Source organism: Pseudomonas sp. TE3899, from assembly GCF_056279105.1.
On sequence record NZ_JBWBQR010000001.1, the window covers coordinates 3482187 to 3506145 of the forward strand.

Sequence of the window (23959 nt, forward strand, 5' to 3'; positions counted from 1 at the left end):
TGTTGGTCCCCAGGACTTGAGCCAGGCTGTCATCGGAAGACACCGCTGATCAACGGAGGACCACCTCATGATCACCCGACTACCACCCGGCGACACCGCTTGGGACGCCAAGGCCTACCAGCAGTTTTCCCGCCTCAGGCAACGACCAGTCAACGAATTGCTCGACCGCATCGACCTCGAACACCCCACACACATCTATGACTTGGGCTGCGGCACCGGCATTGCCACGCAACTGCTGGCCAAGCGCTGGCCCCGAGCCCGATTAATGGGTGTGGACAGCTCCGAGCACATGCTCGCCGAGGCCCGCGCCCTGCCCATCAAAGCCCGGTGGAAACACTGCGATCTGTTGACCTGGCAACCGGAGGTGCCAGCGGATCTGCTGTTCGCTGCCGCCGTGCTGCACTTTATCGACGACCACCAACAGTTGCTGCCGCGCCTGCTGCGACAACTCAACCCCGGAGGCTGCCTCGCCGCGCACATGCCCGACTGGCGGGATGCCTTGTGGTACCAACTGATGCTCGACACCCTGGACGATGCGGGGCCTGGTGGTGTGCCGCTGGGAACGCCGGAGTTGCGCCAGACGATGGCTCACCGAACGTTATTGTCCCTGGAAGGCTATTACCGCCTGCTCGCACCGATCACCCGATCCCTTGATATCTGGGAAACCGAACAGTTGCAGGTGGTGGACGGCAAATCGCCGATCTACGACTGGGTCAAGGTCTCGGCCTTGCGACCGGTGCTGCTGGGATTGAAGGCTGAGGAACAGGCGCGATTCATCTATCACTACCTGATGCGCGTGCATAAGCATTACCCGCCGGAGAACGACGGGCGCACGTTGTTTCCGTTCAAGCGGATTTTCATTGTGGCGACGGTGTAAACATCAAAAGATCGCAGCCTTCGGCAGCGCCTACGTGTTTGTGGGCGCTGCCGAAGGCTGCGATCTTTTTTGCGGCCTTCACGCTAGCCCCGCGACTCAACCCCCAACTCATCCCACACCGACTCCGCCAGGTGGAACGTGGCATTCGCCGCCGGGATCCCGCAGTAGATCGCGCTCTGCATGATCACTTCCTTGATCTCGCCACGGGTCACGCCGTTATTGGCGGCGGCGCGCAGGTGCAGTTTGAGTTCTTCGTTGCGGTTCATGCCGATCAGCATGGCGATGGTGATCAGGCTGCGGGTGTGGCGTTCCAGGCCCGGGCGGGTCCAGATGTCGCCCCAGGCGTGGCGGGTGATCATTTCCTGGAACTCCGAGTTGAACTCGGTCAGGGCGTTCAGGCTGCGATCGACATGGGCGTCGCCCAGTACTGCGCGGCGCACTGCCAGACCCTCGTCGTAACGTTGTTTCTCGTCCACACATTTCCCCTCAAGACTTCGACAAAAACGCCAGCACCCGCTCGCTGAACGCGGCGCCGGCCTGAACGTTGGACAGGTGCGCGGCGTAGAACTCGGCGTACTCGGCGCCCGGCACGTGGGCCTGGATAAAGTGCCCACCGGACGGCGGCGTGACGGCGTCCTCGGTGCCAGCGATCACCAGCAGCGGCACCTTGATCAACGACAGCTGATCACGGAAATCCGCATCGCGCACGGCGGCGCAATTGGCCGCGTAACCTTCAGGCGAGGTGGCAGCGAGCATGTCTGTGATCTTCTTCGCCGCTGCCGGATTGGCTTCGGCAAAATCCGGGGTGAACCAGCGCGCAATCGAGGCATCACGCAACGCAACCATGGCCGCCGAACCGTCACGCAACACGGTTTCGATCCGTGGGTTCCACACCGATGGATCGCCGATTTTCGCCGCGGTGTTGCACACGATCAGCTTGTTCAGACGCTCGCCCGCGTTGATTCCCAGCCATTGGCCGATCAAGCCGCCCATGGACAGGCCACAGAAATGCGCGCGCTCGATGTGCAAGGCATCCAGCAGCGCCAACACGTCGTGGCCCAGTTGCTCAATGCTGTAAGGCCCCGGCGTGACCAGCGACTGGCCATGGCCACGGGTGTCGAAACGCAGCACCCGGAACTGCTCGGTGAACGCCGCAATCTGTGAGTCCCACATGTGCAGGTCGGTGCCCAAAGAGTTGGACAACACCAGCACCGGCGCATCTTCCGGGCCATCTAGCTTGTAATGCAGTTCGCCCTCGGCGAGTTGTACGAATGCCACGGCAGCCTCCTTCAGGCAGTCAACGCAAAATGTTCAGCCACCGCGCGCTCGACCCAGGTACGGGCCTGGCCGAGGTAGTGGGCAGGGTCCAGCAGTTGGTCCAGTTCAGCGTCCGACAGTTGCGCCGTCACTTGCGGTTCATCGCCGAGGACGGCGCGCAAATGGCGTTGCTCGGCCACCGCGCGTTTGCAGCAGTGTTCCAGCAGATGATGCGCTGTCTCGCGACCGACCCGTTGCGCGAGGACGATGCTCACCGCTTCGGCCAGCACCAGGCCCTGGGTCAGGTCGAGGTTGCGCGCCATGCGCTCAGCATCCACTTCCAGCCCATCAGCCACCAGTAGCGCCTGTTTCAGACTGCCGGACACCAGGCAGCAAATCTCCGGCAGGGTTTCCCACTCGGCATGCCACAGGCCCAGGCTGCGTTCGTGCTCTTGCGGCATGGCGCTGAACAAGGTCGAGAGCAAGCCCGGCACCCGGGTCGCCGCGCCGATCAACACCGCCGCGCCGACGGGGTTGCGCTTGTGCGGCATGGTCGAGGAACCGCCCTTGCCCGGCGCCGCCGGTTCGAACACTTCGCCGGCTTCGGTCTGCATCAACAGGCTGATGTCGCGACCGAATTTGCCGAGGCTGCCGGCGATCAGACCGAGCACAGAACCGAACTCCACCAGGCGATCACGCTGGGTGTGCCAGGGTTGTTCCGGCAAGCTCAACTGCATCTCTTCGGCCAGGGCGTTGGCAGTCGGCATGGCCTGCTCGCCGAGGGCCGCGAGGGTCCCGGAAGCACCACCGAATTGCAGCACCAACAGCCGTGGCTTGAGTTCGCGCAAGCGCTGGCGACTGCGGGTCACGGCGCCGAGCCACCCGGCGATCTTCATGCCGAGCGTGACCGGCGTCGCGTGTTGCAACCAGGTGCGCCCGGCCAACGGCGTGGCAACGTAGCGCCGGGCCTGGGTCGCGAGGATTTCCCCGAGTTGTGCCAGATCGCTTTCGATCAACGCCAGGGCTTGGCGCAGTTGCAGCACCAGGCCTGAATCCATCACGTCCTGACTGGTCGCGCCCAAGTGTACGTAACGCTCGGCTTCGGCATCGTTCGCCGCAATCTGTTTACCCAAGGCCTTGACCAACGGAATCGCCGAATTCCCCGCCGTGGCTATCGCTTCACCGAGGGCGGCGAAATCGTAATGCCCGGCCTGGCACGCGGCTTCGATAGCCGCGACTGCGGTGTGCGGGATCAGCCCGACCCGCGCTTCGGCCCGGGCCAGCGCCGCTTCGAAATCAAGCATGGTCTGGACCCGGCCCTGATCGCAGAACACCTCACGCATATCGCGGGCAGTGAAATAGGCATCGAACAATTGATTGTTCGGTCGCTGGTTCATAAAAAGTCCTTGGAAGCGTGGGCCGAGCGGGCCCACGCGTAGGGATCAAAGGTCGTGGTGTAAATACTTTGCCTGTTTGGGCAGGCGCAGGCTGAACAGGAACGCCACCGCCATCATCACCGTGACGTACCAGTAGAAGGAGTTTTCCATGCCCACGGCTTTCAGGCTCAGGGCCACGTATTCCGCCGAACCGCCGAAGATTGCATTCGCCACGGCGTAGGCCAGACCGACACCCAGGGCACGCACTTCCGGCGGGAACATCTCGGCTTTGACCAGGCCGCTGATCGAGGTGTAGAAACTGACGATCGCCAGCGCCACGGTAATCAGCACAAAGGCCAGGAATGGGCTGCTGACGCTTTTCAGGCTGAGCAGGATCGGCACAGTGAACAGCGTGCCGAGGGCGCCAAACCAGAGCATCGAGTTACGCCGGCCGATCTTGTCTGCGAGCATGCCGAACAGCGGCTGCATGCACATATAAAGGAAGAGCGCGCCGGTCATGATGTAGCTGGCGGTCTTGGCGTGCATGCCGGCGGTGTTCACCAGGTATTTCTGCATGTACGTGGTGAAGGTGTAGAAAATCAGCGAACCGCCGGCCGTGTAGCCAAGCACGGTGATGAACGCGGCCTTATGGTCGCGGAACAGCGCCATGATGCTGCCGGCGTCTTTGTTTTCACGCATTTCCTTGCTGGTGGTTTCTTTGAGCGAACGACGCAGGAACAGCGAGATAAGCGCCGCCACGGCACCCACCACAAACGGGATCCGCCAGCCGTAGGCGCGCAAATCATCTTCGGTGAGGAACTGCTGCAGGATCACCACCAGCGACACCGCGAGCAATTGCCCGCCAATCAGCGTCACGTACTGGAACGAGGCGAAGAAACCGCGCTGGCCCTTGAGCGCCACTTCGCTCATGTAGGTCGCGGTGGTGCCGTACTCGCCACCCACCGACAGGCCCTGGAGCAGGCGCGCGAACAGCAGCATGATCGGTGCCCAGACGCCGATGTCCTTGTAGGTCGGCAGGCAGGCGATGAGCAGCGAGCCGAAGCACATCATCAGAATCGAGATCAGCATCGAATTCTTGCGCCCGTGCTTGTCCGCCACGCGACCGAAAATCCAGCCACCAATGGGCCGCATCAGGAACCCGGCGGCGAACACACCAGCGGTGTTGACCAGCTGTACCGTGGGGTTGTCGGACGGGAAAAACGCCGGGGCGAAATAGATGGCGCAGAAGGCATACACGTAAAAATCGAACCACTCGACCAGGTTGCCGGACGAGGCGCCGACAATGGCGAAGATGCGCTTGCTGCGCTCTTCCCCGGTGTAGTGTTCGGTAGCAGCGGTAGTCGTTGTCATTGTTTTTCACTCAATGGGGACAGTGAGAGTCTAGACACACTTCGCAACAGTCCTGTTCCACAGATGCATTACTTGAGCGCAACACCGTCCCTGTGGCGAGGTAGCTTGCTCCCGCTCGACTGCGCAGCAGTCGCAAAAACGGCCAACGCGGTCAGCCTGATACACCGCGCCAACCGGGACAGGGCTTGCTTCGCAAGCCAGCGGGAGCAAGCTCCCTCGCCACAAAAGCAACGATCACTCAGTAATCGAAGAACACCGTCTCCGCATCGGTCCCCTGCAAAATCACGTTCCACTGATAAACACCCGCCGCATCCGCCTTCGCCAGCAACGTGCCACGACGCTCGGCCGGCACGCACTCCAACAACGGATCCGCCACGTTCGTCGGCTCGCCATCAAAGTAAATCCGCGTCAGCAGGTGCTTCACCAACCCACGGGCAAACACCAGCACCACCAGATGCGGCGCCTGGGTCGTGCCGTTGAGGCCTTGCACCGTACCGGGCTTGATCGTGGTAAAGCGAAACCGCCCTTCCCCGTCCACCGGCACTCGGCCGAAGCCTTCGAAGTTCGGGTCCAGGGGTTTGTCCTGTTCGTCTTCCGGGTGGTCGTACTTGCCGGCGGCGTTGGCTTGCCAGACTTCCAGCATGGCGTCGTTCACCACATCGCCATTGCCGTCGATCACTTGCCCGGTGATCGCCACGCGCTGGCCCAGGGTTTGCTCGACGGTCAGGTCTTCGCGGTTCAGCCAGGTCAGGCCGATGTGGTAATACGGCCCGACGGTGTGGGACGTGGTCGCGTTCAGCGTCATCTTATTTCTCCATCGGCGTGGCTTCGCGGCCGCGCAAGACGATGTCCCAGCGATAACCGAGGGCATAGGAAGGGATGGTTTTTTCCAGATCGAAACTGGCGATCAAGCGCTCTTTGGCGCGGGTATCGGGCACGCAGTTGTAGATCGGGTCGTAGGCCAGCAGCGGATCGCCCGGGAAATACATCTGAGTCACCAGCCGCGTGAGGATGCTCGGCCCGAACAACGAGAAATGGATGTGCGCCGGGCGCCAGGCGTTGTGGTGATTGCCCCACGGATAAGCGCCGGGCTTGATCGTCTGGAACTGATACCAGCCATCGGCGTCGGTCACGGTGCGGCCGGTGCCGGTGAAGTTCGGGTCCAGCGGCGCGTCGTGCAGGTCGCGGGCATGGTTGTAGCGCCCGGCGGCGTTGGCCTGCCAGATCTCCACCAGAATCCCCGGTACCGGCAAGCCGTCTTCATCGAGCACGCGGCCGTGGATGATGATGCGCTCGCCCAAGGGCTCGCCGGTGTGTTGGCCGGTCAGGTCGTTATCGCGCTCGTTGATGCGTTCGGCGCCGATGGTCGGACCGGTGATTTCCGACAGCGAATGGGGCAAAAACACCAACGGCTTGGACGGGGCGCGACGGTTGGTGGATTGATAGGTCGGGTGCAGGTATTGCGGCTGAGTGCCTTCCTTCGGACGACGGTAACCAGGCTTGTCAGTCATTTCGCTTTTCCTCTGTTCTTATGAGTCGGCGGCTATTAGACGCGTTCGATCGCCAGGGCCAGACCCTGGCCAACGCCGACGCACATGGTTGCCAGACCTTTCTTGCCACCGGTCTTTTCCAGTTGATGCAATGCCGTCAGTACTAGCCGCGCGCCGCTCATGCCTAATGGATGGCCCAAGGCAATCGCGCCGCCGTTTGGATTGACCTGAGCCGCATCGTCCGCAATGCCCAGTTCCCGCAACACCGCCAAACCCTGGCTGGCGAAGGCTTCGTTGAGTTCGATCACGTCGAAATCGCTGACGGCCAGGCCGAGACGTTCGGTGAGTTTGCGCACGGCGGGGACCGGGCCGATGCCCATGATGCGCGGGGCAACCCCGGCACTCGCCATGCCAAGCACTTTGGCCCGGGCGGTCAGGCCGTGTTTCTTCACGGCTTCGGCGGACGCGAGGATCAGCGCCGCAGCGCCGTCGTTCACGCCCGAGGCATTGCCGGCGGTGACAGTTTTGTCCGGGCCGTTGACGGGCTTGAGTTTGCCCAGGGTTTCCAGGGTGGTATCGGCACGCGGATGTTCGTCCTGGGTGACGACGGTTTCCCCTTTCTTGTGGGCAATCCGCACTTCAACGATTTCTTCAGCGAAAAATCCTGCGGCTTGCGCGGCGGCCGTCCGCTGCTGACTGCGCAGGGCGAAAGCGTCCTGATCCTCGCGGGACACTTCATAGTCGTCAGCCACGTTGTCGGCGGTTTGCGGCATCGCATCGACGCCGTACTGGGCTTTCATCAACGGGTTGATAAAACGCCAGCCGATGGTGGTGTCTTCGAGCTTCATGTTGCGTGAGAACGCCGCCTCGGCCTTGCCCATCACGAACGGCGCGCGGGACATCGACTCGACGCCGCCGGCAATCGCCAGCTCCATCTCGCCGCTGGCGATGGCGCGGAACGCGGTGCCGATGGCGTCCATGCCCGAGGCGCAGAGGCGATTGAGCGTGACGCCGGGAATGCTTTCCGGCAGCCCCGCCAACAACAGCGCCATACGCGCGACGTTACGGTTGTCTTCGCCGGCCTGGTTGGCACAGCCGAGGAACACCTCGTCCACCGCGCTCCAGTCCACCGAGGGGTTGCGTTCCATCAGCGCCTTGATCGGTACGGCAGCCAGGTCGTCGGCGCGCACCGCCGACAAGCCACCACCGAAACGGCCAATGGGGGTGCGAATCGCGTCGCAGATATAAACGTCACGCATCAGGCTTCTCCGGGGGCTTGGCCGTGGGCGGCGGCAGTGCGAGCTTCCAGATCCCTTAAGGCTTTGAGTTCAATCTCGGTCGGCTCGGCGGTGTTTTCAACATGCTCGGCAAAACGAATCGCCCAACCGGTCGCCGCCGTGACTTGCTCGCGGGTCACGCCGGGGTGCAGCGCGGTGACCACGAATTCATGGGTTTGCGCCTCGGGCTCCATGATGCACAGGTCGGTGATGATGCCGACCGGTCCGGCGCCCGGCAGCCCCAGACGCTTACGCGAATCGCCGCCCTCGCCATGGCCGACCGAGGTGATGAAGTCCAGTTTGTCGACAAACGAACGCGCCGACTGTTTAAGGATGATCAACACGCTCTTGGCCGAGCCGGCAATTTCCGGCGCGCCACCGGCACCCGGCAGGCGGACTTTCGGCTGGTGATAATCGCCCACGACCGTGGTGTTGATATTGCCGAAGCGATCAACCTGCGCCGCGCCGAGAAAACCGACGTCAATGCGCCCGCCCTGCAACCAATAGCGAAAAATCTCACCGGTCGGCACGACCGTGTCGGCGGTTTCCGCCAGCTCACCGTCACCGATCGACAGCGGCAGTACGCTTGGCTTGGCACCGATCGGACCCGATTCGTAGATCAGGACGACATCCGGCGAAGACGTCAGCCGCGCCAGGTTGGCCGCTTTCGACGGCAGGCCGATGCCGACGAAGCACACCGAACCGTTCTTCAAACGGCGGGCGGCGGCGACGGTCATCATTTCATTGGTGGTGTAGGTCATTACTTGGCCTCCGAAGCAGCGGCCAGCTTGGCCTGGAACTCACTGAAGTCAGCGCAGCCGTGGATGTACTCGTTGATCCACGCGGTGAAGGTGTCGCGGTCCCGGGCAATCGGGTCCCAGGCCTGATAGAAGCGGTTGTCACGCTCGTTGTAACCGTGGGCGTAGGACGGATGCGCGCCGCCCGGCACATGGCAAACCGCGCTCAGGGCCCAGGTTGGCAGCACACACGAGTTCATCGGTGCATTGAGATCGTCGACGATTTCTTCAACGGTGACGATGCAGCGCTTGGCCGCCAGCGCGGCTTCTTTCTGTACGCCGAGAATGCCCCACAGCAGCACGTTGCCTTTGCGGTCGGCCTTTTGCGCGTGAATCACGGTGATGTCCGGGCGCACCGAAGGCACGGCGGCCAGCACTTCGCCGGTAAATGGGCAGGTCACGGTCTTGATCAGCGGGTTGACCTTCGGCAGGTCGGAACCGGCGTAGGCCCGCAACACTGCGAACGGTAGGCCGGAAGCGCCAGCGACGTAGGCATTAGCCAGGTCGGCGTGGCTGTGTTCTTCGATTTCCAGTGGGTGCGGCCACTGCTTTTCGACGGCGTCACGCAGTCGGTGCAGCGAACCCACGCCGGGGTTGCCGCCCCAGGAGAAAATCAGCTTGCGAGCACAACCGGCACCGATCAACTGGTCGTAGATCAGGTCAGGCGTCATCCGCACCAGCGTCAGATCTTTCTTGCCCTGGCGAATGATTTCATGACCCGCCGCCGTCGGAATCAGGTGAGTGAAGCCTTCGAGCGCGACGGTGTCGCCGTCGTTGACGAATTGCTTCACCGCGTCGTGCAGCGAAAGGATTTCAGCCATGGGGCAGGCTCCCGTTTTGTGTGAACCGACAGTGGAAGAAAAGGGCGCGAGGTTCAGCGCCGGAGTCACTGAAGAGTAAGCCTGAGAAAATCGTCAAACAATCCGATAATCGACTGAGTGTTCGTTTATCGAACAGATTGTTGTTTGGCTATCGATCCTTAAAAGCTTCGCGGGCAAGCCCGCTCCTGCAGAATTGGCGCATGTCGTACGCACATCTAAACCTGTAGGAGCGAGGCTTGCCCGCGAAGAGGCCCTCAAAGCCAATAGAGATTCCCGAGCCTGTCCTCAGGTCGCATCCGCATGACTGACCATGCCCTTGATCACCACCGCCGTGGTCGCCAATGCCGCCGGAATTACCAGCGCCGTCAGCACCTGTTCGAAATTCCAGCCCAGGCCCAACAATGTCGCGCCCATCCACGCCCCGAGGATCGCGCCGAAACGGCCAATCCCGAGCATCCACGACACGCCGGTCGCCCGGCCCTGGGTCGGGTAAAACCGCGCCGCCAGGGAAGGCATCGCCGATTGCGCGCCGTTGACACACATTCCGGCCACCAACACCAAGGTCGCCAACACCGTGATATGCCCCAGGCTCTGCCCGACGGCGTAGGCAAACACCCCGGCCAGCAAGTAGAAAGTGCCGATGACCTTGTGGGGATTGAACCGGTCCATCGCCCAGCCCACACCGACGGCGCTCAGCACCCCGCCGAACTGGAACAGCGCGCCGATAAACGCCGCCTGCTCCATGCTCGCGCCGCTGTCACGCATCAGCGTCGGCAACCAGCTGGTCAGTAAGTAAACGATCACCAGCCCCATGAAGTAGGTCAGCCACAGCAGCAAGGTGCCGGTGCTGTAGGTGCCGGAGAAAATCACCGCGAACACATTGCGCGCCTTCACGGTTTTCTGTTCCGGCACGCTGAAGCTGGAGGCCTGGGCCACCGCCACCGGGTCGATCGGGGCCAGGGTTTTGCGCACTTTGTCGGTGCCGCGGTTACGGACGACAAGGTAACGCGCCGATTCCGGCAGCCAGAACAGCAAAACTACCGCCAGGATCAGCGGCAAAATCCCACCGATCAACAGCAGGCTGTGCCAGCCGAACGCCGGGATCAATTTGGCCGAGATAAACCCGCCGCCGGCCATGCCGAGGTTGAAGCCGCAGAACATGCTGGTCACCAGCAGGGATTTCTTGCGCTCCGGGGTGTATTCCGACAGCAGCGTGGTGGCGTTCGGCATGCCGGCGCCCAGGCCCAGGCCGGTGAGGAAACGCAGCACCAGCAATTGATCGACGTTGCTGCTGTAGGCCGAGGCCAGGCTGAAGATGCCGAACAGAAATACCGCGCCGACCAGTACGATTTTTCGCCCGAAGCGGTCAGCCAATGGGCCGGAACCGAGTGCGCCGAAGACCATGCCGATCAGCGCGGCACTCATCACCGGGCCGAGGCTGGCGCGGTCGATGCCCCAGTCCTGGGACAGGGCTGGCGCAATGAAGCCCATGGCCGCGGTGTCGAGGCCATCGAGGAAAACAATCAGGAAACACAGGATCACCACTCGCCATTGGTAGCGCGAGATGGGTTGGGCATTGATGAAGGACTGCACGTCGAGGCAGTTTCCTACAGCAGACTGAGGCTGATTCATTGTTTTTATTCCACGCCAGGGACGCGTGGCCTCTTCTCATTATTATGGGGGTCATCGTCCGGCGTGACCGTGGGTCGACCGTGCCGGATGACGCTGCCGCGACATTAATGATCCGAGGGAAAGAGCGTCAATTCGATAAACGCAACTCTGTGCGTTTATCGAACAGCTTAGGCAAAGAGCTGCGCGCTGAGATCGCGGCTGGCACTCAACAAACCGGGGAGGAAGCGTTGTTCCAGTTCATTGCGGCTGACGCGTCCGGCGTGGGTGCTGACGTTGAGTGCCGCCACTACCTGGCCGGACGCGTCATACACCGGCACCGCAATTGAGCGCAGGCCCTGTTCCAGTTCTTGATCGACGATGCACCAGCCTTGCTGCCGAACTTCTTGCAGGCATTCGAGCAACGCTTCGGGGGTGTGCAGGGTGCGGCTGGTCTTAGCCTGGAATTCTGCGTGATCGAGGTATTCGCCCAGGCTCGTGTCATCCAGCGCGGCCAACAGGATCCGGCCCATGGACGTGCAATAGGCCGGCAGCCGCCCGCCCACCGACAAGTCCACGGAAATCAGGCGCTGAGTGGTGGCCGAACGGGCGATGTACAGAATGTCATCACCTTCCAGGGTCGCCATATTGCAGGCCTCATGGAGTTGTTCGCTCATGCGGTCCAGGTACGGTTGTGCGGAAACCGCGAGCGGCGTCGAGGATAAATAGGCATGGCCGAGTGTCAGGACTTTGGGCAGCAGCGAATAGGTCCGACCGTCCGTGGTGGCGTAGCCGAGTTTGATCAAGGTGTGCAGGCAACGTCGGACAGCGGCGCGGGGAATTTCCGTGCGGTGGCTGATCTGGGCGATGGTCAGGTGGCGCTTGCGCTCCTGGAACGCCTGCACCACCGCCAGGCCACGGGCCAGGGACGTCATGAAGTCCGGGTCGCCAGTCAGGGCCTGGATTCGCTTGGCTGGCGAGGCGACGATCGGCGGCGCCACTGACGCGAAGGAATTGCGCATTTGATCGTTCATATCAGGTCCTTTTCCTACACGGCTCAGTGGCTATTACAAGCGGCTCAAGCCCCGTACACAAGCCACGAGCGACAAGATTGGGCGATTATCGAACCATCGACCGATAATCGCAATCGACACACCCTTACCGTCAAGCGCGGACGGCAATGTTAGATGTTGTCACTATTGAACGGTTGCCGACTGTTAAAGGGCAAAGTAATGAAGCGAACTTTTCCGACTTGTTGGCGCCAGAAACAGGTCACTGAAAAGTCGCATCCTGCATACTCTAAATACCCATAAAGTTACGAGTAACAAAATCATCACATGCCAGGAAGCACTTTTAACTCCCTGGTGATAGTGTTCTTCGAATCGACGGCTATAATGCACCTCAGTGGCCCGCCGGTTTCTTACTTGCCGATTACGCCACCCGGAGCGCGATGTCCCATCGCCGCCGCCCGCAGCAAGCGCCTGACGCTCATTTGATATGCACCGCCAACGCGCTGGCTGAAACAGGATACTGAAGCTACGTCAGCTGTATTTATCTGGTGCCGTGGCCGCCTGCAACATGGAAGTGTTGATCATTAGGTCGTTAAAAAGCCGATACCCCTTCAGGTATTGTCCTTTCGACGAACGTGGTCAATAAACTTGAAGCAGCGCGTTTCACCAGAATTTATCTCAACTCAATCAGGTAGCACTGTGACGAAAGACGAACTGCGCGCGGAACTTGAGCGCCAGGAACAACGTTACAAGGATGTTTACGGCGGGGAAGTCACCACCTACGCCGCCCAGCCCGAACCGGAACGCAAGCCCTGGCGTAAACGCGCCACCGTTCAAGATCAGGCATTCACCCAGGAACTGCAGAAGATGGAAAAGGAACTCAAAGCCGAAGAGCCTTGACCGCCTCGGCCTGAATCCTTCAAGGGCCTGCGTTTGCATCCGCTAAAAGCGCGGTGTTTCGACGTTGCCTTTCGCGCCCGCTACCAGCGGGCAGCGGCCACCTCACCCTCTGGATGAGGCAAATGGCGCATGTCCGACCCTCTTCTCAGAAATTTCATACAACCTTCTGCGCCTCTCGCACCGACGAGAGAAACCCGCGTGCTTGTTGGCTTTTCAAAGAAAATCAATGAGTTGCAAAACCCGGTAAAAACCTCGGGCTTAGGGCTTTGCGACAAACTAATTCGTTGAAGAATGTTACCGATGAGCAGCTAGTGCATCGATTCCTAGTCTTTTCTGGCATAATCGCGCCCCCTTACGACCGGGTCAGAAAACCTTCATGATCGATTTATTCAGCGGACTGGATGCTTGGGTGCTTGTGAGCCTCTTGCTCGCCCTGGCCTTTGTCCTCGCCTTCGAGTTCATCAACGGCTTTCATGACACTGCAAACGCGGTGGCCACTGTTATCTACACCAAAGCCATGCCGCCTCATCTGGCGGTGTTCTTTTCCGGTGTGTTCAACTTTCTCGGCGTTTTGCTGGGCGGTGTTGGCGTGGCGTATGCCATCGTCCATCTGCTGCCGGTAGAGCTGCTGATCAATGTGAACACCGGACACGGACTGGCCATGGTGTTCTCGTTGCTCGCCGCCGCCATCACCTGGAACCTGGGCACCTGGTACTTCGGTATCCCGGCCTCCAGCTCCCACACGCTGATCGGTTCGATCCTCGGTGTCGGCCTGGCCAACGCCCTGATCAACGACATTCCGTTGGCCGATGGCGTGAACTGGCAGAAGGCGATCGATATCGGCGCGTCCCTGGTGTTCTCGCCAATGGCCGGCTTTATTGTCGCCGCGCTGGTGTTGATCGGCCTTAAATGGTGGCGCCCGCTGTCGAAGATGCACAAGACCCCGGACCAGCGCCGCAAGCTCGACGACAAGAAGCACCCGCCGTTCTGGAACCGCCTGGTCCTGGTGATATCGGCCATGGCCGTGAGCTTCGTCCACGGTTCCAACGATGGCCAGAAAGGCATCGGCCTGATCATGCTGGTGTTGATCGGTATCGTGCCGGCGCAGTTCGTTCTCGACCTGAGCAGCACCACTTACCAGATCGAACGGACTCGCGATGCGACCCTGCACTTGAGCCAGTTCTACAAGCGCAATGCCGACACCTTGGGTGAATTCCTGGCGCTGGGCAAAAGCGTGGAAGGTGATCTGCCGGAGAAATTCCGTTGCAACCCGCAACAGACCGAACCGACCATCAGCGCGCTGCTCGACACCCTCAAGGGTGTAGCCGATTACCACTCGCTGACGTCGGAAAGCCGCATCGAAGTGCGTCGCTACCTGCTCTGCCTGGATGACACGGCACGCAAGGTTGCCAAGCTGCCAGGCCTGCAAGCCCGTGAAAAAGCTGACCTGGACAAACTGCGCAAAGACCTGACCACCACCACCGAATACGCGCCGTTCTGGGTGATTCTGGCGGTTGCACTGGCCTTGGGCCTGGGCACCATGGTTGGCTGGAAGCGCGTGGTGCTGACCATCGGCGAGAAGATCGGCAAGCAAGGCATGACCTACGCTCAGGGCATGTCGGCTCAGATCACCACCGCCTGCATGATCGGCCTGGCCAACATCTTCAGCCTGCCGGTGTCCACCACCCACGTCCTGTCTTCGGGCGTGGCCGGCACCATGGTCGCCAACAAAAGCGGCCTGCAAGGTGGCACCGTCAAGACCATCCTGCTGGCCTGGGTCCTGACCCTGCCCGCCACCGTGGCCCTGTCGGCCGGCCTGTTCTGGCTGGCGTCGAAGGCACTGGGTAGCTGATACATCGCTGCAACGAAAAAGGCGCGTTCCGTAAGGTTCGCGCCTTTTTCATGCCTGCTGATTTCTCCCAAACACCCCAATGATCGTTCCCACGCTCTGCGTGGGAATGCCGCCATGGACGCTCCGCGTCCACCTGTGACGCGGAGCGTCACGGGATTCATTCCCACGCAGAGCGTGGGAACGATCATGTACCGATAGATTTTCGTGGACGAAAAAAAGGGCAACCGAAGTTGCCCAAAATGCCTTGCGTGCTCATTGCTCTGGAAAGAACTACGGTTTGCGCTTATGCGAATCCTTCCAGATGAAATATCCAAACCCTGCAAAAAACAGAACCATGAGGCCGACTGTCAGCACTCCGGCGATCACCACGTTGTCGAAAAACATGACTGGCCTCCTGCACTTGCCCTGTTGCGATGGAGCTAAGTTAACCAATCGGGCAGGAGAGAAAATTGACCGGGATCAATGTCGCCCGCGACGGGGCGTAAAGGAGGGGAAATAACTGACCTGCATCAATCGATGCAGGGGGTATCAACGCTTTTTCGGTTTGTTTTTCGGCTTTTTCTTCGCTTTACCCAACGGCATGGCCTGCTCGAAAGCCTGGCGCACTTCGTTCAGGCGCTTGTCGTTGAGGTCATGAACCCGCTTGGCGCGTTCGGCATTAAGGTCGATCAGTTTGTCGTCTTGGCTCATGGCGTTCAGTGCATCGCTGGAAAAGGACGTTCAGTCGGGATTGCGTCAATAATGCGGTGTGTCGCCCGCGCTGACCAGTCACCCCGCTGAACATGGCCTTAACAAAATATGTGCTCGCGCGGATTTTCACCGCACAATCGGCCCGTTGCGATGAACCCAAAGGACCCAACCGTGGAATTGCACCAGGATCTGCCGCCCTTGATGGCTCTGCGCGCCTTCGAGGCCGTGGCGCGGCATTTGAGTTTTAACAAGGCGGCCGATGAGCTGTCGGTGACCCAAAGTGCGATCAGCCATCAGGTGCAGAAACTTGAGCAGTTCCTCAACCAGCGGCTGTTTATCCGACGCACCCGTGCGATTGATCTGACGCCAGCCGGCGAAACCTACTACCGCCAGATTCAGCCTGCCCTGGAATCCATTGCCTCGGCCACCCGCGAACTGCGCGGTGACGAACAACAGGAAACCACCCTGCGCATCGGCCTGCTCGCTTCGTTCGCCACCCTGTGGCTGGCACCGCGCCTGGCCAGTTTCAATACGCGTTACCCGCACATTCATGTGGAACTGCTGCCGTCGGTGCAACTGGCCGACGTCAATGGCGGCGAAGTGGACCTGGCGATCCGTTACGGCAAGGGTGGCTGGCCCAAGGTTCAAGCCCGACGTTTCATGGGGGAAACAATCACCCCGGTGTGCAGCCCGGCATTCAAGGCCCAGGGCGTCGGCCAAGGCCCGCTGCTGATGGCCAAGTCCTACCAGCCATTCGAGTGGATCGACTGGAGCGCCCACAACGGCATCGACATCACCCACTACCCCAGCGTGATGCTCCACGACTACAACATCGTCGTTGAAGCCGCCGTGGCCGGCCAGGGCATCGCCATGGGCCGCCGGCACTTGATCGAACGTCGGCTGAAGGAAGGCGTGCTGGTCGAAGCCTTTGATACCCCGCCGTTCACCAACGAGATCGGCTATTGGCTGGTCACCCCCGAGCGCCCGCCCAGCCCTGCCGCCGAATGCTTCGCACAATGGCTGGATGAAACCTCAGACACATGAGTTATTTGAATACGTCGGATTAAATCTATCCGTTTGTCGCGCCCGCGCGAGGCCAACATGCTGAACCCTTCATTCAGGAGGATTCACCATGACTGATTCACTCGCCCAACGGGTCCAGCAACTCGGCTTGACGTTGCCGACCCCGAGCCAACCAATCGCCAACTACGTCAATCACGTGGTCAGCCAGAATCAGCTGTTCATTTCCGGGCAGATTCCATTGCTCGATGGCAAACCAACCTTTATCGGTCGACTGGGGGAGGCGATCTCCGAGGAAGAAGGCGCTAACGCCGCCGAACTGGCCGCACTGGGCTTGCTTGCCCAGCTGAGCAACGCCCTTGGTGATGACTTGAATAAACTGGTGCGCCTCATCCGCCTCGGCGTATTCATCGCCAGCGCCGGTGATTTCAAGAGCCAGGGCTTGGTGGCCAACGGCGCCTCCAACCTGCTGGTCAACGCCCTCGGCGAGAAAGGCAGACACGTGCGCACGGCGGTCGGCGTTTCCAGCCTGCCCGGCGGCGTGGCGGTGGAAATCGATGCGATTTTCGAGCTTAAGCCATGACACCCGCTGAAGTGGCGCGTTTGCGGGCGGCCACACCCGGTTGCGCCAGCGTGATTCACTTCAACCACGGCGGCGCTTCGCTGCCGAGCCAGGCCACCCTCGACGCCATCCTCGGGCAACTGCAACGCGAAGCCCTCGGCGGTCCGATGGAGGCCGCCGATCAAGGCATTCAGGCTCGCGCCCGGGCAGCGGCGGCCACCCTGCTCAACAGCGTGCCCGAAGCCATCGCCTTCGCCAGCAGCGGCTCGGCGGCCTGGGGCATGGCGTTCAATGCGCTGGGGCCGTGGCAACCCGGCGAACGGATTCTGGTCGGTCGTCACGAATGGGGCGGCAATCTGGCCTGCATCGCCCAGGCCGTAAAAGCCGGGGCGCGATTGGAGGTGATCCCTTGTGACGAGACCGGCGCGGTCTGCGTGACCGCCCTTGAGCAAATGATCGACCACAAGGTGAAGCTGATCGCCCTGACCTGGTTGCCCGCCAACAGTGGCCTGATCAACCCCGCCGAGGCGATCGGCGCGGTGGCGCGCCAACATGGCATCCCCTATTTCATCGACGCCGGTCAGGCGCTGGGGCAACTGCCCTGCGATGTACAGGCGTTGAATTGCGATGTGCTCAAGGGCGCCGGGCGCAAATTCCTGCGCGGGCCGCGCGGTACAGCGCTGCTGTATATCCGGCCGGGATTCATGGAACGGCTCAAACCCACGCAACTGGATGTGCTGTCGGCGCCGTGGGATGGCCAGGGCTTTACGCTGCGCAACGACGCCCGGCGCTTCGAAACCAGCGAAGTGTCGGTGGCGTTGCTGGCCGGGCTGGCCAATGCGCTGGAGGAATGCAATGGCCTGGGCCCGGCCAACATTCGTCGGCGGATCGATTCGCTCAGCCGGGGTTTGCGCAAAAACCTCACAACGATCCCCGGCCTGACACTGCACAACCTCGGCCCCACCGACCATCAATCCGGACTGATCGCGTTTACGCTGGAAGGTTGGGACAGTGTCGAATTGAAGCTAAGGCTGGCACGGCACGGGATCAACATAGGCGCCAATGGCGTGGCTTATACGCCGCTGGACATGCAGGCCCGAGGCCTGGAGAGCATTGCGCGGATTGCCGTGAGTTACTTGAACACCGAGGAGGAGATTGAACGGTTGCAGGGGTGTTTGCGGGAATTGGCCGAAGAACGCGACGGCTGAAAAAGATCGCAGCCTTCGGCAGCGCCTTGGGGGATTGCGAGTTTTTAGCAGGCGCGTTGCGCCAGGCTAGATCTGGATATCAACCCACAGGCCCTGGCGCGGCTCGTCTTCGATCAGCGGTGCGACCGGCACGGTGTTGTCGGCGTTGAGCTCGTCGCCGGGGATCGCCAGGTGCACTTCGGGATCTGAGTCAGCTTCCTGGCGACGGCGATCCTGCTCCTGCCGACGGCGCTGTTCTTCGCGCAGTTGCAGGGCGGCCTCTTCCGGGTCGCGTCTTTTCAGGTCGATCGTGGTTTCGCTGGAGCTTTCCTGCACGGGCACGACCGGCGCAATGTCCGGGCGCTGGCGGATCGGATCGTGCTGTGAGGTGATCGGCACGGCACTCAAGGGCAGCATCGGTTGCAGCATAATTATTAGTCTCCTGTCTTCAGGCTGTCGGCTGCGCGGGGGGCGACTTGAGCCATCGGTCGCAAAGTTGTGAACCAGCGCACGCACACGCAATGATGTTTTATCCGACCACACAGAACCCAGGTGTTCCCGAACATCGAAAATTCAGGGCCTTCACCGGCGCCGACGCGAGTTATCCTTTGGCCCTGAAGGCTCATTCCGTTAAGATAGCCCGCTTTTTCAAGGTGGGAGTCAGGCAGCATGGCGCAGCAGTATCAACCGGGGCAACGCTGGATTAGTGACAGCGAAGCCGAGCTGGGTTTGGGCACCGTTCTGGCACAGGACGGCCGCTTGTTGACCGTGCTCTATCCGGCCACTGGCGACACTCGTCAGTACGCGCTACGGAATGCGCCCCTCACACGTGTGCGGTTTTCCCCGGGTGACTCGATCACTCACTTCGAAGGCTGGAAACTGACCGTACAGGAAGTCGACGATGTCGATGGCCTGCTGGTCTACCACGGCCTCAACGCGCAGAACGAAGTGGTGACCCTGCCGGAAACCCAACTGTCGAACTTCATTCAGTTCCGTCTGGCCAGCGACCGTCTGTTCGCCGGGCAGATCGACCCGCTGGCCTGGTTCTCCCTGCGTTACCACACCCTGGAACACACCAGCCGTCAGTTGCAGTCGTCCCTTTGGGGCCTGGGCGGCGTGCGTGCGCAGCCGATCGCGCACCAATTGCACATCGCCCGTGAAGTCGCCGACCGGATCGCCCCGCGCGTCCTGCTGGCGGACGAAGTGGGCCTGGGCAAGACCATCGAAGCCGGTCTGGTGATCCATCGCCAACTGCTGTCGGGTCGCGCCAACCGCGTGCTGATCCTGGTGCCGGAAAACCTGCAACACCAGTGGCTGGTAGAAATGCGCCGCCGCTTCAACCTGCAAGTCGCGCTGTTCGACGAAGAACGCTTCATCGAAAGCGATGCCGCCAACCCGTTCGAAGACACCCAGCTCGCCCTCGTGGCGCTGGAGTGGCTGGTGGACGACGAGAAGGCCCAGGACGCGCTGTTCGCCGCCGGTTGGGACTTGATGGTGGTCGACGAAGCTCACCACCTGGTGTGGCACGAAGAAAAGGCCAGCGCGGAATACTCGCTGGTCGAGCAACTGGCCGAAGTCATTCCCGGCGTGTTGCTGCTCACCGCGACCCCGGAACAACTGGGCCAGGACAGCCACTTCGCACGTCTGCGCCTGCTCGATCCGAACCGTTTTCATGACCTGCACGCCTTCCGCGCCGAGAGCGAAAACTATCGCCCGGTGGCCGAAGCCGTTCAGGAGTTGCTGGATAAAGGGCGCCTGTCGCCTGAAGCGCACAAGACCATCCACGGTTTCCTCGGCAACGAAGGCGAAGCCCTGCTCACCGCCGTCAACGATGGCGACGTAGAAGCCAGCGCCCGCCTGGTGCGCGAGCTGCTCGACCGCCACGGCACCGGCCGCGTGCTGTTCCGCAACACCCGCGCCGCCGTCCAAGGGTTCCCGGAGCGCAAACTGCATCCGTACCCGTTGCCGTGCCCGGACGAGTACCTCGAACTGCCGTTGGGCGATCACGCCGAGCTGTACCCGGAAGTCAGCTTCCAGGCCCAGCCGGACGCCAACGAAGAAGAACGCTGGTGGAAATTCGACCCCCGCGTCGAGTGGCTGATCGACACCCTGAAGATGCTCAAGCGCACCAAAGTGCTGGTGATCTGCGCCCACGCCGAAACCGCCATGGACCTGGAAGACGCCCTGCGCGTGCGTTCCGGCATCCCGGCCACGGTGTTCCACGAGGGCATGAACATCCTCGAACGTGACCGCGCCGCCGCCTACTTCGCCGACGAAGAATTTGGCGCGCAAGTGCTGATCTGTTCGGAAATAGGCAGTGAAGGTCGCAACTTCCAGTTCTCGCACCACCTGGTGCTGTTCGATCTGCCGTCGCACCCGGACCTGCTGGAGCAGCGGATCGGTCGTCTGGACCGGATCGGCCAGAAGCACATCATCGAGCTGCACGTGCCGTACCTGGAAACCAGCCCGCAAGAGCGCCTGTTCCAGTGGTACCACGAAGCGCTGAACGCCTTCCTCAACACCTGCCCGACCGGCAACGCCTTGCAGCATCAGTTCGGTTCGCGCCTGCTGCCGCTGCTGGAAAACGCCGACGACGGCGAGTGGCAAGCGCTGATCGACGAGGCTCGCGGCGAGCGTGAGCGTCTGGAAGCCGAACTGCACACCGGTCGCGACCGCTTGCTGGAACTCAACTCCGGCGGTTCGGGTGAAGGCGATCAGTTGGTTGAGGACATTCTTGAGCAAGACGATCAGTTCGCCCTGCCGATCTACATGGAAACCCTGTTCGATGCCTTCGGTATCGACAGCGAAGACCATTCGGAAAACGCGCTGATCCTCAAACCGAGCGAAAAAATGCTCGACGCCAGCTTCCCGCTGGGCGACGACGAAGGCGTGACCATCACTTACGACCGTAACCAGGCGCTGTCTCGCGAAGACATGCAGTTCATCACCTGGGAACACCCGATGGTGCAGGGCGGCATGGACCTGGTGTTGTCCGGCTCGATGGGGAACACCGCCGTGGCGCTGATCAAGAACAAGGCGCTGAAACCCGGCACCGTGTTGCTGGAACTGCTCTACGTCAGCGAAGTGGTTGCCCCGCGCTCGCTGCAACTGGGTCGCTATCTGCCGCCGGCCGCCCTGCGCTGCCTGCTGGATGCCAATGGCAACGACCTGTCCGGCCGGGTGTCGTTCGAAACCCTGAACGACCAACTGGAAAGCGTGCCCCGCGCCAGCGCCAACAAGTTCATCCAGGCCCAGCGCGATCAGCTGACGCCACGGATCAACGCCGGCGAAGAAAAAATCACCCCGCGTCACGCCGAGCGTGTGGCTGAGGCGCAGCGTCGCCTGGCCGCCGACACCGACGAAGAACTGGCGCGCCTGACCGCGTTGCAAGCGGTCAACCCGACCGTGCGCGACAGCGAACTGGTGGCCCTGCGCAAACAGCGCGAGCAAGGTTTGGCCATGCTCGACAAGGCTGCGTTGCGACTGGAAGCGATTCGGGTGTTGGTAGCGGGTTAAGTCCCCTGCTCCACCGCTGAAACAAAAAAGGCCCGCCGTGATGCGGGCCTTTTTTGTGCGTCAGCACACACCATTGTGGCGAGGGAGCTTGCTCCCGCTCGGCTGCGAAGCAGTCGTCGCTGTGAGATTTCAGGGCCGCTTCGCGCCCCAGCGGGAGCAAGCTCCCTCGCCACAGGTGTTGTGTTCGCTCCGGTTACGCGGTGACGGCAGGGATTTGCGGCTCGACCACCGTCACCAACCCCTCCTTCATCCGCTTCGCATCGCGCACAAAACACCGCGATGCCATAAATAGAAACACCATGGTGAGAAACAGCGCTACCGGGATCAGGTACATCGCGTCGTGCAGCCCGACTGCCTTGAACGCCTCGGTCATCTCCACTGCGCCTGCCGCCAGCATCGCCGTGTTGGCGAAGTGATCGGACAAACCACCGACCACCACCGGCCCCAAGCCCCCGCCCAGCAAATACAGCCCGGCAAAGAACAACGCCATCGCCGTGGCCCGCAGACGCGGTTCGACCACGTCCTGGATCGCCGTGTAAACGCAGGTGTAGAAGTTGTAGGCGAACAGCCAACCCAGGCTGAACACCGCGACAAACACGCCAATCTCGATGCGCCCGGCATGCAGCGCCCAAGCGGTGCACACCGTGGAGACGATCAAACTGAACGCGGCAAACAATAGTCGACCGTTGGCGACGCGTTGGTGGATCTTGTCGGCAATCAAGCCGCCCAACGTCAGGCCGAACAATCCGGTCACGCCGACGATGACCCCGGTTGCGACGGCGGCTTCATGCAACGGCATCAGGAAATAGCGCTGCAACATCGGCACCAGGAACGAGTTGCAGGCATAGGTCGCAAAGTTGAAACACAGCCCGGCCAGCACCAGCCACAGGAACGTCGGCACCGCCAGCACGCGGCGGATCGGCCGGTCCACGCGCTCCTGGGACACTTGCACGCTTTCCGCCGCGCCGCGTTTCGGCTCCTTGATGAAGAACATGAAGATCGCCAGGACCAGCCCCGGCACCGCCGCGATAAAGAACGGGGCGCGCCAACTGTCGAAGGTTTTGACCATCCAGCCGATGGTGAAGAACGCCAGCAGCAAGCCCAGCGGCAGCCCGAGCATGAAAATCCCCATGGCCCGCGCGCGGCGGTGCGCCGGGAACAGGTCACCAATCAGCGAATTGGCGGCCGGTGCGTAACTGGCTTCGCCGATGCCGATGCCCATGCGCACCAGCAGGAACGTCCAGAAATTGCCCACCAGCCCGTTGACGGCGGTCAGCCCGCTCCATACCGCCAGCCCCCAGCCCATCAATTTGGCCCGGGAACCGGTATCGGCCATCCGCCCCAGCGGCAGGCCGGCAATGGCGTAAACAATGGTGAAGGCCGTGCCGATGATCCCCAGTTGAAAGTCGCTGAGGTGCCATTCCATGCGAATGGGCTCGATGATGATGGCGGGGATGGTGCGGTCGAAGAAGTTGAACAGGTTGGCCAGGAACAGCAGGAACAGAATGCGCCAGGCATTCGCCGCTTGGGTCGAGTTCTGCATGGGGTCCGTCTCTTTTATTGTTATGAAGGCGTCGCTGCCCCCGGAAACTGCAATCTAGTCAGGCGCGCGCGGCCTGTCTGTGATCATTCGCCAGCCTGATATCAGCCAATGCCACACACGCCCCCTGTAGGAGCGAAGCTTGCTCGCGAAAGCAGTCGTTCAGTCAACATGTTCGTTGGCAGACAGGCCGCTTTCGCGAGCAAACATCGCTCCTACAGGTGCCGGGGAATTTCAAGCCAATCCGCTGAAAAATATACCTGCACACCCCCCTTCCCAAGTCCGGGCCGAAGCCTAGAATAGCGACCTGTTCTCCCCCACCGTTGCCCCCATCCCTCTTTGACTATCGCCCATGTCCGAAGCCAGTCCGTGTCTGAATTGCGGTGCCTGCTGTTCTCATTTTCGCGTGTCTTTTTTCTGGGGTGAATGCACCTCGGCCGGTGGGACGGTGCCCGACGAACTGGTCGCGCCGATCAGCCCCAGTCGAGTCGCGATGCTCGGGACAGACTGCAAACCCACCCGCTGCACCGCCCTGGTCGGCGAGGTGGGCAGCACCGTGCAGTGCTCGATTTACGATCAGCGTTCGAGCACGTGCCGGGAGTTCGACGCCTCCTGGGCCAATGGCGAAGCCAACGTGGATTGCGATGCGGCACGGGCGGCGTTCGGCCTGCCAGCCCTGCAACCCGACGTTGAAATACCTTATGAGCAGAGCGCCTGAAATTTATCGCCAATCGTTATAACGCCAATATCGAAATCATTAGCGTCAACTTGCCACTACGTCTTGCGCTCTGTACATGGCCTCTATACT

23 protein-coding genes are annotated in these 23959 nt (G+C 61.4%); 8 read left to right on the forward strand and 15 right to left on the reverse strand.

Annotation, left to right across the window (positions count from 1 at the left end; translation table 11 throughout):
* Positions 1-67 precede the first annotated feature (67 nt).
* Entirely contained in the window at positions 68-877 is an 810-nt protein-coding gene (locus ACZ89E_RS15975) for a methyltransferase domain-containing protein (protein ID WP_476256034.1), read from the forward strand.
* A gap of 83 nt (positions 878-960) precedes the next feature.
* Here the strand turns inward: ACZ89E_RS15975 and pcaC are convergent, their stop codons facing one another.
* The 11 genes from pcaC to pcaR all read right to left on the reverse strand — a co-directional run bounded on the left by pcaC (position 961) and on the right by pcaR (position 11908).
* On the reverse strand, positions 961-1353 hold the full coding sequence (pcaC, locus tag ACZ89E_RS15980; protein ID WP_149657258.1) for a 4-carboxymuconolactone decarboxylase: 393 nt from the start codon (positions 1351-1353) through the stop codon (positions 961-963).
* Positions 1354-1363: 10 nt separating this feature from the next.
* On the reverse strand, positions 1364-2155 hold the full coding sequence (pcaD, locus tag ACZ89E_RS15985; protein ID WP_476256035.1) for a 3-oxoadipate enol-lactonase: 792 nt from the start codon (positions 2153-2155) through the stop codon (positions 1364-1366).
* 11 nt (positions 2156-2166) lie between these two features.
* Complete coding sequence (locus ACZ89E_RS15990; protein ID WP_476256036.1) at positions 2167-3531, reverse strand: 3-carboxy-cis,cis-muconate cycloisomerase; 1365 nt, start codon at positions 3529-3531, stop codon at positions 2167-2169.
* 45 nt (positions 3532-3576) lie between these two features.
* Positions 3577-4881 (reverse strand): MFS family transporter, encoded by a 1305-nt coding sequence (locus ACZ89E_RS15995; RefSeq protein WP_149657261.1) that lies wholly within the window; start codon positions 4879-4881, stop codon positions 3577-3579.
* Positions 4882-5119: 238 nt separating this feature from the next.
* A complete protein-coding gene (gene pcaG / locus ACZ89E_RS16000) occupies positions 5120-5686 on the reverse strand; it encodes a protocatechuate 3,4-dioxygenase subunit alpha (RefSeq protein ID WP_149657262.1) in 567 nt (188 codons plus the stop codon).
* A gap of 1 nt (position 5687) precedes the next feature.
* Positions 5688-6392 carry a protocatechuate 3,4-dioxygenase subunit beta gene (pcaH, locus tag ACZ89E_RS16005; RefSeq protein ID WP_476256037.1) on the reverse strand — a complete coding sequence of 235 codons (705 nt, stop codon included), beginning with the start codon at positions 6390-6392 and terminating at the stop codon, positions 5688-5690.
* Between the two features lie 35 nt (positions 6393-6427).
* Entirely contained in the window at positions 6428-7633 is a 1206-nt protein-coding gene (gene pcaF, locus ACZ89E_RS16010; RefSeq protein ID WP_476257057.1) for a 3-oxoadipyl-CoA thiolase, read from the reverse strand.
* Positions 7630-8409: a CoA-transferase subunit beta gene (locus ACZ89E_RS16015; RefSeq protein WP_149657265.1), complete on the reverse strand. Its 780-nt coding sequence runs from the start codon at positions 8407-8409 to the stop codon at positions 7630-7632. Before ACZ89E_RS16015 ends, pcaF begins: the two co-directional genes overlap by 4 nt.
* Entirely contained in the window at positions 8409-9266 is an 858-nt protein-coding gene (locus tag ACZ89E_RS16020; protein WP_054046891.1) for a CoA transferase subunit A, read from the reverse strand. The genes ACZ89E_RS16015 and ACZ89E_RS16020 overlap by 1 nt, the downstream gene beginning before the upstream one ends.
* Before the next feature lie 285 nt (positions 9267-9551).
* Positions 9552-10898 carry a 4-hydroxybenzoate transporter PcaK gene (gene pcaK / locus ACZ89E_RS16025; RefSeq protein WP_149657267.1) on the reverse strand — a complete coding sequence of 449 codons (1347 nt, stop codon included), beginning with the start codon at positions 10896-10898 and terminating at the stop codon, positions 9552-9554.
* A gap of 167 nt (positions 10899-11065) precedes the next feature.
* On the reverse strand, positions 11066-11908 hold the full coding sequence (gene pcaR / locus ACZ89E_RS16030; RefSeq protein WP_149657268.1) for a pca regulon transcriptional regulator PcaR: 843 nt from the start codon (positions 11906-11908) through the stop codon (positions 11066-11068).
* Between the two features lie 675 nt (positions 11909-12583).
* Here pcaR and ACZ89E_RS16035 point away from each other — a divergent pair.
* Together ACZ89E_RS16035 and ACZ89E_RS16040 are read left to right on the forward strand one after the other, a co-directional pair.
* Positions 12584-12784, forward strand: coding sequence for a hypothetical protein (locus ACZ89E_RS16035; protein WP_133837358.1), 201 nt, complete (start codon positions 12584-12586; stop codon positions 12782-12784).
* Positions 12785-13160: 376 nt separating this feature from the next.
* Complete coding sequence (locus ACZ89E_RS16040) at positions 13161-14636, forward strand: inorganic phosphate transporter (protein ID WP_133837357.1); 1476 nt, start codon at positions 13161-13163, stop codon at positions 14634-14636.
* 270 nt (positions 14637-14906) lie between these two features.
* On the opposite strand, the gene ccoM is transcribed toward ACZ89E_RS16040, so the two are convergent.
* Together ccoM and ACZ89E_RS16050 are read right to left on the reverse strand one after the other, a co-directional pair.
* Positions 14907-15020: a cytochrome c oxidase subunit CcoM gene (gene ccoM, locus ACZ89E_RS16045; RefSeq protein ID WP_054046898.1), complete on the reverse strand. Its 114-nt coding sequence runs from the start codon at positions 15018-15020 to the stop codon at positions 14907-14909.
* Between the two features lie 144 nt (positions 15021-15164).
* The gene (locus tag ACZ89E_RS16050; protein WP_008016476.1) at positions 15165-15326 is read right to left on the reverse strand and encodes a hypothetical protein; all 162 of its coding nucleotides are present in this window, start codon (positions 15324-15326) and stop codon (positions 15165-15167) included.
* A gap of 171 nt (positions 15327-15497) precedes the next feature.
* On the opposite strand from ACZ89E_RS16050, the gene ACZ89E_RS16055 reads away from it, so the two are divergent.
* The 3 genes from ACZ89E_RS16055 (at position 15498) to ACZ89E_RS16065 (ending at position 18116) form a co-directional block, all read left to right on the forward strand.
* Positions 15498-16370, forward strand: a complete 873-nt coding sequence (locus ACZ89E_RS16055) for a LysR substrate-binding domain-containing protein (protein ID WP_149657270.1) — start codon at positions 15498-15500, stop codon at positions 16368-16370.
* Positions 16371-16458: 88 nt separating this feature from the next.
* Positions 16459-16929 (forward strand): RidA family protein, encoded by a 471-nt coding sequence (locus ACZ89E_RS16060; RefSeq protein WP_149657271.1) that lies wholly within the window; start codon positions 16459-16461, stop codon positions 16927-16929.
* The gene (locus tag ACZ89E_RS16065; protein WP_476256038.1) at positions 16926-18116 is read left to right on the forward strand and encodes an aminotransferase class V-fold PLP-dependent enzyme; all 1191 of its coding nucleotides are present in this window, start codon (positions 16926-16928) and stop codon (positions 18114-18116) included. Before ACZ89E_RS16060 ends, ACZ89E_RS16065 begins: the two co-directional genes overlap by 4 nt.
* A 66-nt stretch (positions 18117-18182) precedes the next feature.
* Here ACZ89E_RS16065 and ACZ89E_RS16070 read toward each other — a convergent pair whose 3' ends face one another.
* A complete protein-coding gene (locus tag ACZ89E_RS16070; RefSeq protein ID WP_149657273.1) occupies positions 18183-18524 on the reverse strand; it encodes an aspartate-semialdehyde dehydrogenase in 342 nt (113 codons plus the stop codon).
* A gap of 240 nt (positions 18525-18764) precedes the next feature.
* Here ACZ89E_RS16070 and rapA point away from each other — a divergent pair, with 240 nt between their 5' ends.
* Positions 18765-21611 carry an RNA polymerase-associated protein RapA gene (rapA, locus tag ACZ89E_RS16075; protein ID WP_149657274.1) on the forward strand — a complete coding sequence of 949 codons (2847 nt, stop codon included), beginning with the start codon at positions 18765-18767 and terminating at the stop codon, positions 21609-21611.
* Between the two features lie 193 nt (positions 21612-21804).
* On the opposite strand, the gene ACZ89E_RS16080 is transcribed toward rapA, so the two are convergent.
* Entirely contained in the window at positions 21805-23154 is a 1350-nt protein-coding gene (locus tag ACZ89E_RS16080; RefSeq protein WP_476256039.1) for a spinster family MFS transporter, read from the reverse strand.
* A 349-nt stretch (positions 23155-23503) separates the two neighbouring features.
* Between ACZ89E_RS16080 and ACZ89E_RS16085 the strand changes: the two genes are divergently transcribed.
* A complete protein-coding gene (locus ACZ89E_RS16085) occupies positions 23504-23869 on the forward strand; it encodes a YkgJ family cysteine cluster protein (RefSeq protein ID WP_149657276.1) in 366 nt (121 codons plus the stop codon).
* The last annotated feature ends 90 nt before the right edge of the window (positions 23870-23959 follow it).

What these genes read in the sequence shown, in the direction of transcription:
- ACZ89E_RS15975 (WP_476256034.1), top strand. Translation starts at nt 68, where the DNA reads ATGATCACCCGACTACCACCCGGCGACACCGCTTGGGACGCCAAGGCC.
- ACZ89E_RS15990 (WP_476256036.1), bottom strand. Translation starts at nt 3,531, where the DNA reads ATGAACCAGCGACCGAACAATCAATTGTTCGATGCCTATTTCACTGCC.
- ACZ89E_RS15995 (WP_149657261.1), bottom strand. Translation starts at nt 4,881, where the DNA reads ATGACAACGACTACCGCTGCTACCGAACACTACACCGGGGAAGAGCGC.
- pcaG (WP_149657262.1), bottom strand. Translation starts at nt 5,686, where the DNA reads ATGACGCTGAACGCGACCACGTCCCACACCGTCGGGCCGTATTACCAC.
- pcaH (WP_476256037.1), bottom strand. Translation starts at nt 6,392, where the DNA reads ATGACTGACAAGCCTGGTTACCGTCGTCCGAAGGAAGGCACTCAGCCG.
- ACZ89E_RS16015 (WP_149657265.1), bottom strand. Translation starts at nt 8,409, where the DNA reads ATGACCTACACCACCAATGAAATGATGACCGTCGCCGCCGCCCGCCGT.
- ACZ89E_RS16020 (WP_054046891.1), bottom strand. Translation starts at nt 9,266, where the DNA reads ATGGCTGAAATCCTTTCGCTGCACGACGCGGTGAAGCAATTCGTCAAC.
- pcaK (WP_149657267.1), bottom strand. Translation starts at nt 10,898, where the DNA reads ATGAATCAGCCTCAGTCTGCTGTAGGAAACTGCCTCGACGTGCAGTCC.
- pcaR (WP_149657268.1), bottom strand. Translation starts at nt 11,908, where the DNA reads ATGAACGATCAAATGCGCAATTCCTTCGCGTCAGTGGCGCCGCCGATC.
- ACZ89E_RS16040 (WP_133837357.1), top strand. Translation starts at nt 13,161, where the DNA reads ATGATCGATTTATTCAGCGGACTGGATGCTTGGGTGCTTGTGAGCCTC.
- ccoM (WP_054046898.1), bottom strand. Translation starts at nt 15,020, where the DNA reads ATGTTTTTCGACAACGTGGTGATCGCCGGAGTGCTGACAGTCGGCCTC.
- ACZ89E_RS16050 (WP_008016476.1), bottom strand. Translation starts at nt 15,326, where the DNA reads ATGAGCCAAGACGACAAACTGATCGACCTTAATGCCGAACGCGCCAAG.
- ACZ89E_RS16060 (WP_149657271.1), top strand. Translation starts at nt 16,459, where the DNA reads ATGACTGATTCACTCGCCCAACGGGTCCAGCAACTCGGCTTGACGTTG.
- ACZ89E_RS16065 (WP_476256038.1), top strand. Translation starts at nt 16,926, where the DNA reads ATGACACCCGCTGAAGTGGCGCGTTTGCGGGCGGCCACACCCGGTTGC.
- ACZ89E_RS16070 (WP_149657273.1), bottom strand. Translation starts at nt 18,524, where the DNA reads ATGCTGCAACCGATGCTGCCCTTGAGTGCCGTGCCGATCACCTCACAG.
- rapA (WP_149657274.1), top strand. Translation starts at nt 18,765, where the DNA reads ATGGCGCAGCAGTATCAACCGGGGCAACGCTGGATTAGTGACAGCGAA.
- ACZ89E_RS16080 (WP_476256039.1), bottom strand. Translation starts at nt 23,154, where the DNA reads ATGCAGAACTCGACCCAAGCGGCGAATGCCTGGCGCATTCTGTTCCTG.
- ACZ89E_RS16085 (WP_149657276.1), top strand. Translation starts at nt 23,504, where the DNA reads ATGTCCGAAGCCAGTCCGTGTCTGAATTGCGGTGCCTGCTGTTCTCAT.